General features: G+C 71.5%; 7 protein-coding genes. 5 read left to right on the top strand and 2 right to left on the bottom strand.

Annotation, left to right across the window (positions count from 1 at the left end; translation table 11 throughout):
• The first annotated feature begins 147 nt into the window (after positions 1-147).
• The 3 genes from V6R91_RS20475 (at position 148) to V6R91_RS20465 (ending at position 2,785) form a co-directional block, all read left to right on the top strand.
• The gene (locus V6R91_RS20475; protein WP_336396758.1) at positions 148-1,131 is read left to right on the top strand and encodes a hypothetical protein; all 984 of its coding nucleotides are present in this window, start codon (positions 148-150) and stop codon (positions 1,129-1,131) included.
• 3 nt (positions 1,132-1,134) lie between these two features.
• On the top strand, positions 1,135-1,728 hold the full coding sequence (gene recR / locus V6R91_RS20470; RefSeq protein ID WP_336396757.1) for a recombination mediator RecR: 594 nt from the start codon (positions 1,135-1,137) through the stop codon (positions 1,726-1,728).
• A 127-nt stretch (positions 1,729-1,855) separates the two neighbouring features.
• Positions 1,856-2,785, top strand: coding sequence for a DMT family transporter (locus V6R91_RS20465; RefSeq protein WP_336396756.1), 930 nt, complete (start codon positions 1,856-1,858; stop codon positions 2,783-2,785).
• A gap of 22 nt (positions 2,786-2,807) precedes the next feature.
• Here V6R91_RS20465 and V6R91_RS20460 read toward each other — a convergent pair whose 3' ends face one another.
• The gene (locus V6R91_RS20460; protein ID WP_336396755.1) at positions 2,808-3,296 is read right to left on the bottom strand and encodes a hypothetical protein; all 489 of its coding nucleotides are present in this window, start codon (positions 3,294-3,296) and stop codon (positions 2,808-2,810) included.
• A gap of 247 nt (positions 3,297-3,543) precedes the next feature.
• Between V6R91_RS20460 and V6R91_RS20455 the strand changes: the two genes are divergently transcribed.
• Positions 3,544-4,830 (top strand): aspartate kinase, encoded by a 1,287-nt coding sequence (locus V6R91_RS20455; RefSeq protein ID WP_336396754.1) that lies wholly within the window; start codon positions 3,544-3,546, stop codon positions 4,828-4,830.
• Positions 4,831-4,885: 55 nt separating this feature from the next.
• On the opposite strand, the gene V6R91_RS20450 is transcribed toward V6R91_RS20455, so the two are convergent.
• Positions 4,886-5,476, bottom strand: a complete 591-nt coding sequence (locus tag V6R91_RS20450; protein WP_336396753.1) for a TetR/AcrR family transcriptional regulator — start codon at positions 5,474-5,476, stop codon at positions 4,886-4,888.
• A gap of 72 nt (positions 5,477-5,548) precedes the next feature.
• Here V6R91_RS20450 and V6R91_RS20445 point away from each other — a divergent pair, with 72 nt between their 5' ends.
• Entirely contained in the window at positions 5,549-6,118 is a 570-nt protein-coding gene (locus tag V6R91_RS20445; protein ID WP_336396752.1) for a dihydrofolate reductase family protein, read from the top strand.
• Positions 6,119-6,221: the final 103 nt, after the last annotated feature.

Raw genomic sequence — 6,221 nt, 5'->3', positions numbered from 1 at the left:
CGAGCGTCCGGCCCGTGCGGGCCCCGGCACCCTTGAACCCGCCCTCGAAGGTCTTCGCGCCCGCGGCGCCCGCGGAATGGGTCTCCTTCGCGAATCCCCGCCGCCGCGCCGGCGCCGGTCCCGGCCGGACCGGTGACCCTGGAGCGCATGAAGGACGCCTGGCCGCAGGTGCTCGGTCGCCTGGAGGACGTCAGCAGGTCCTCGTGGATGCTCGCCTCCGGCGCGCGGCTCCTCGGGCTGGACGATGACGTCCTCACGCTCGGTTTCGGGAGCCAGACCGACGTCGTGAAGTTCAAGCACCTCGCCGCCGGCAAGGGCCCGAGCGAGGACCTCCGCCAGGCGATCCTCGCCGAGCTCGGCATCCGGGTGAAGTACATCGCGCGGCACGACTCCGGCGGTGGCTCCGGCGGGCCGGCGGCCCCCGGTGGTCCCGCCGCCACCGGCGGCCCGGCCGCACCGGACCCGGCAGGAGCGTCAGGCGAGGGTCGAGCGCCCGCGCCCGACCGACCGGCACGGCCGACCGGCGCATCGCCGCAGACGGCACCCGCGGCGGCCCGCCACCCCGGCCCGGCACCTTCCGCGTCGGCGGCTCCCGCTCCGCGGTCCCAGGCGAGCGGACCTTCCCGCGACGCCGTAGGCCCCGCACCCCGGGCGTCCGCGCCCGCCGCGCCGCGCTCGGCGACGGGCACCGGCTCCTATGGCGCCCCTGCGGCTGCCGCCCCGGTCACCGAGTGGGCCGTCGCGCCGATCCCGTCCGACGACGACGCGCCCCCGCCCGACCCCGGTCCCGCCGCCATGCCCAGCCAGTTCGCCGTCGACGACGAGCCGGAGGACGCCGGCGCGGCGCCCGTCCGCGTCGCGACGCTCGCGCCCGCGCGCGAGGGCGAGGTCCTGCCGCCCTCCGAGGTCGCACCGTCGATCGAGCGCGACGACGACGATGACGACGTCGATGACGAGAGCGCGGCGATCGCCGACGTCCCCGTGCCCCCCACGGTGGCGCCGCCGCTGGTGCCCTCTGTGAGGACGCGCAACGGCGGCGTGCAGCGGTACGGCGAGGCCGTCGTCCGTCAGGTGCTCGGCGCCCGATTCGTGCGCGAAGAGCCCTACGAGCCGCCCACGAGGTTCAGCTAGGCCATGTACGACGGCATCGTCCAGGATCTGATCGACGAGTTCGGCCGCCTTCCCGGCATCGGCCCGAAGTCCGCGCAGCGCATCGCCTTCCACATCCTGCAGACCCCGAACTTCGACGTCTCCCACCTCGCCGAGCTGCTCAGCGAAGTGCGCGAGAAGGTGCGCTTCTGCGAGGTGTGCGGCAACGTCACGGAGCAGGAGCGCTGCTCGATCTGTCGCGACCCACGGCGCAATCACACCCTGATCTGCGTCGTGGAGGACGCGAAGGACGTCGCCGCCATCGAGCGCACGAGGGAGTTCCGCGGCCTGTACCACGTGCTCGGCGGGGCGATCAGCCCGATCGCCGGCATCGGCCCGGACGATCTGCGCATCACGCAGCTCATGCAGCGCCTCGCCGACGGCACCGTGCAGGAGGTCATCCTCGCCACCAACCCCAACCTCGAGGGCGAGGCGACCGCCACATACCTGAGCCGTCTGCTGCACACCCTCGAGATCGCCGTCACCCGTCTCGCCTCCGGGCTCCCCGTCGGCGGCGACCTCGAGTACGCCGACGAGGTCACCCTCGGGCGGGCGTTCGAAGGGCGCCGCTCGGTCTAGCCGCGATGTCGGAAGTCCGCCGTATATTGGCGGTCGTCCGCCTCGCGGGCGCGGCGGTGTCGGTCCAGTCTTGGTCGACGACGGTCCGATGCCGCGCGGGTGCCGGCATCTGAGACGGAAGGACCCCATGTACTCCTCGCAGCGCTTCGACATGCGTGCGTGGCTGCTCTTCGCCGCGATGGCGGTGCTGTGGGGCATCCCGTATCTGTTCATCAGCATCGCGGTCGAGTCGTACTCGCCGGCGGCGGTCGTGGCGGGCCGCACGCTGCTCGGTGCGCTGCTGCTGCTGCCGTTCGCGCTGAAGCAGAAGGCGCTGCGCCCGGCGTTCTCGAAGATCGGCTGGGTGCTCGTGTTCGGCGCCATCGAGATGGCGGGCCCGTTCCTGCTCCTCGGCCACGCCGAGCAGACCCTTCCCTCCGGGCTCACCGGCCTCCTCGTCGCCACCGTGCCGCTGTTCGCCGCGCTCATCGCCTTCGGCGGCGGCGACCGCTCGGTGCTGAGCCCCGCCCGGGCGATCGGTCTCGTCGTCGGGTTCGTCGGCGTGTTCGTCATCGTCGCGGGGCCCGGCCTGGCCGTGGAGGGCGGGGGCGGACTCCTCGCCGTCGGCGAGGTGCTGCTCGTGGCTCTGCTCTACGCCATCGCGCCGTTCGTCATCGCCACGAAGCTCCGCGATGTGCCTGCGCTCGGCACGATCACGCTCGCGCTGCTCGCGGTGGGCATCTTCTACACCCCCATCGCGTTCCTCACGCAGCATCAGGTCCCGACGGTCGAGAGCACGGTGTCGCTCGTCCTGCTCGCGGTGCTCTGCACAGCCGTGGCCTTCATCGCCTTCTTCGCGCTGATCGCGCGCGTCGGCCCGGTGCGGGCGCCGCTGTTCACGTACGTGAACCCGGTCGTCGCAATCGTGCTCGGCACCATCGTCCTGAGCGAGCCGCTCACCGCCGGGCTGCTCGTCGGCTTCCCCCTGGTCATCGTGGGCTGCTGGCTCGCCGCCACGGGAGGGCGGCTGCGAGCGCCGCGGGCCGAGGCGGAGTTCCCGCCCATCCCGTCGCCGTGACGGGCGATCGGGTCATTCGGGCTCAGCGCAGGACTTCCACAAGCACGATCCACGACACCATCAGCGCGGCCATGATGCCGACGATCGAGCCGACGGCGAACCACAGCAGCCCGTGACCCTGGCCGGCCGCGAGCAGCGCGCCGCCCACGAGATACGCCAGCGGTGCGATGAAGCCCACCGCGGCCTTGCCTGCCCGGAGCCGGTTCCGCGGATGCCGGTTCTCGAAGATCCGTCGCGCAGCCTGCACGGCGAACGCGGCCGCGCCGACCGCCAGCAGACACATCGCGACGCCGTAGCCCTGCGGGCCGATGCCCGGGATGAGCCCGATGGCCGAGCCGGCCAGCGCCAGGACGAGCCCCGCGATCCCGGCGGCGAGGCGGGCGGTGAGCGAGGCCTCCTTGATGATCTCGGCGATGTTCACGCTCGCCGCCACGATCACCAGGCCCGCGAGGGCGGCCGTCGCGCCCACCATGGCGACGTTGAACTCCGACCAGGCCTCGATCTGCTCCATGGCACGGATGCTAGCGCGCGGCGGCGCCGCCACGCGGCGCACAGAATCGGAACCTTTCAGCGACACGCCGATCCGCGCGCGCTCCGCGCCGCGTGTCACCGCAGATCTCCGATCCTGTGCTGCGGTGAGCTGGCGGACGCCGCGGGCCCGTCACATGACCGGGCGCGCATGGGCGCGTCCGTAAGATGGAACGTCGGGTGCGGCATCCGTTCCCGCCCGCCCCTCGAGACACGCGTGGAGACTCATCGTGGCGCTCATCGTCCAGAAGTACGGCGGATCGTCGGTCGCCGACGCCGAGAGCATCAAGCGCGTCGCGAAGCGCATCGTCGACACCCGCCGCGCCGGTCATGACGTCGTCGTCGCCGTCAGCGCCATGGGCGACACGACCGACGAGCTCCTCGACCTCGCCGGCCAGGTCGCGCCGATCCCGGCGCCCCGCGAGTTGGACATGCTGCTGTCCAGCGGCGAGCGCATCTCGATGGCGCTGCTGGCGATGGCCATCCACTCGATGGGCTTCGAGGCCCGCTCGTTCACCGGCAGCCAGGCCGGCATGATCACGACGGCCGACCACGGATCCGCGCGGATCGTCGACGTCACCCCGATCCGCCTGCGCGAGGCGCTCGAAGAGGGCGCCATCGTCATCGTCGCGGGATTCCAGGGCTTCAACCGCGACACCCGCGACATCACGACCCTCGGTCGCGGCGGCTCCGACACCACCGCCGTCGCGCTCGCCGCGGCGCTCGAGGCCGACGTGTGCGAGATCTACAGCGATGTGGACGGCATCTTCACCGCAGACCCCCGCGTCGTGCCGAAGGCCCGCAAGCTCGGCGCGGTCTCCGCCGAGGAGATGCTCGAGCTCGCCGCGAACGGCGCGAAGGTGCTGTACATCCGCGCTGTCGAGTACGCCCGCCGCCACGGCGTGCTGATCCACGCCCGCTCCACGTTCAGCTCGGGCGTGGGGACCTACGTGCTCGGCCCGGGGATGAGCATCCCCGACGCCGGAGAGGGAGAAGAGATGGAAGAGCCCATCGTCGCCGGAGTCGCCACCGACCTCGGCCAGGCCAAGATCACGATCATCGGCGTCCCCGACGTTCCCGGCAAGGCGGCCGAGATCTTCAAGGTCGTCGCGAAGTCCGGCGCCAACGTCGACATGATCGTGCAGAACGTGTCGGCGGCCGCCACCGGGCGCACCGACATCTCGTTCACGCTCCCCAAGACCGACGCCGCCATCGCGCTCAAGGCGCTCGCCGGCGACCAGGCCGAGATCGGCTTCGAGAACCTCGTGCACGACGACCAGATCGGCAAGCTGTCGGTCGTCGGCGCCGGCATGCGCACGCACTCCGGCGTCTCGGCGACCCTCTTCGAGGCCCTGAGCGTCGCCGGCATCAACATCGAGATGATCTCGACCTCCGAGATCCGCATCTCGGTCGTGGTCCGAGGCGACGACCTCGCCGAAGCGGCGCGGGTCGTGCACACCGCGTACGACCTGGACGGCGACGTCGAGGCGACGGTCTACGCCGGCACCGGTCGCTGACGCGAGCGGCAGAGGATGACGGATGCCGCGATCCGCGGCATCCCCCGCTCCGGCGTCAGCCCGCCGAGACGTCGCGACCGTCGGTGAGCAGACCCTCGACGAGCGCTTCGACGATGTCGTCGGTCGGAGTGTCCGCGTCGATGGACACGGTGAGCCGATCGAGGATCAGTCCCTCGATCGCGTAGTGGAAGAGGGCGATCTCGAACGCGCCGCCGGGCAGCCCTGCGGACTCGTTGAACGCGACGTCGGCGGCGAAGCCGGCGCGCATCCACGCCCCCAGCGCGTCGGCGATCTCCTGCGAACGCGCAGCCTCCAGGCGGAGGGTGAAGAGTGCGAGCGTCACCTCCCGCTCCGACGTCAGCCGGCGCACGATGTCGCGTGTGTAGTCGGCGAACAGCGCGCGGTCGGCGGGTCGGTCCTGCCATCTGGCGTGTACGGCCGGGTCGGGCGCCAACCGCTCGCCGATCCGCTCCACGAGCGCTGAGATCAGCAGGTTCCGGCTGCGGAAGTAGTTCGACGCCGTTCCCGTCGGCACGCCGGCCCGGGCGTCGACCGCCCGATGGGTGAGCCCTCGCATGCCTTCCGCCGCCAGCACGGAGATTCCGGCATCCGCCAGCAGGCGCCGTCGCTCCTCGTTACGTGCCACGGGATCAGCGTAGCGAATCCACGACAGATGTCGTAGTCTGGCATTCACTACACATGTCGTGAAAGGATCCACATGCGCGATCTCGTCTACTACGCCGCCGTCAGCCTCGATGGACGGATCGCGTCGCCGCGCGGGGCTTTCGACGCCTTTCCCGTCGAGGGCGACCACATCGACGTCATCAACGCAGAGTGGGCTGACACCGTCCCCGGTGCGATGTACGACGCGCGGGGCATGAGCGCCCCGCGCGGGCGATTCTCGACCGTGCTGATGGGCTGGAACACGTTCGCCGCAGGGCTGGAGTTCACCGACAGCCCGTACCCCCACCTCGAGCAGATCGTGTTCTCGCGAACACGCACCTCGGCGGACGTCGGCGCCGGAGTGCGGATCACCGCCGAGGACCCGCGTGCCGTCGTCGCCGAGCTGAAGGCGCAGGAGGCCGCTGACATCTGGCTGTGCGGCGGGGGAGTGCTCGCCACGGAGCTGCGGGAGCACATCGACCGTCTCGTCCTCAAAGTGAACCCCATCGTCTTCGGCGACGGCCTTCCGCTGTTCGCCGGCGGGTATGCGCCGTCGTCGTTCGTGCTGGAGCGCTCGCGCAGCTTCGCGTCCGGCGTCGTGATGAACGAGTACCGCCGCGCGTAACCGCGGCCCGGGCTCAGGGCTGCGAAAGGTAGAATCGGGCGAATCCCGCGCGTCCGACGGTGTCCGCGCGTCCGCTCCACGCTTGTGCCCACGCTGAGGAACC

It is taken from the genome of Microbacterium sp. CCNWLW41 (genome assembly GCF_037083505.1).
The sequence above is the reverse complement of the archived record's forward strand: the minus strand, read 5'-3'. Positions and strand labels throughout refer to the sequence as shown.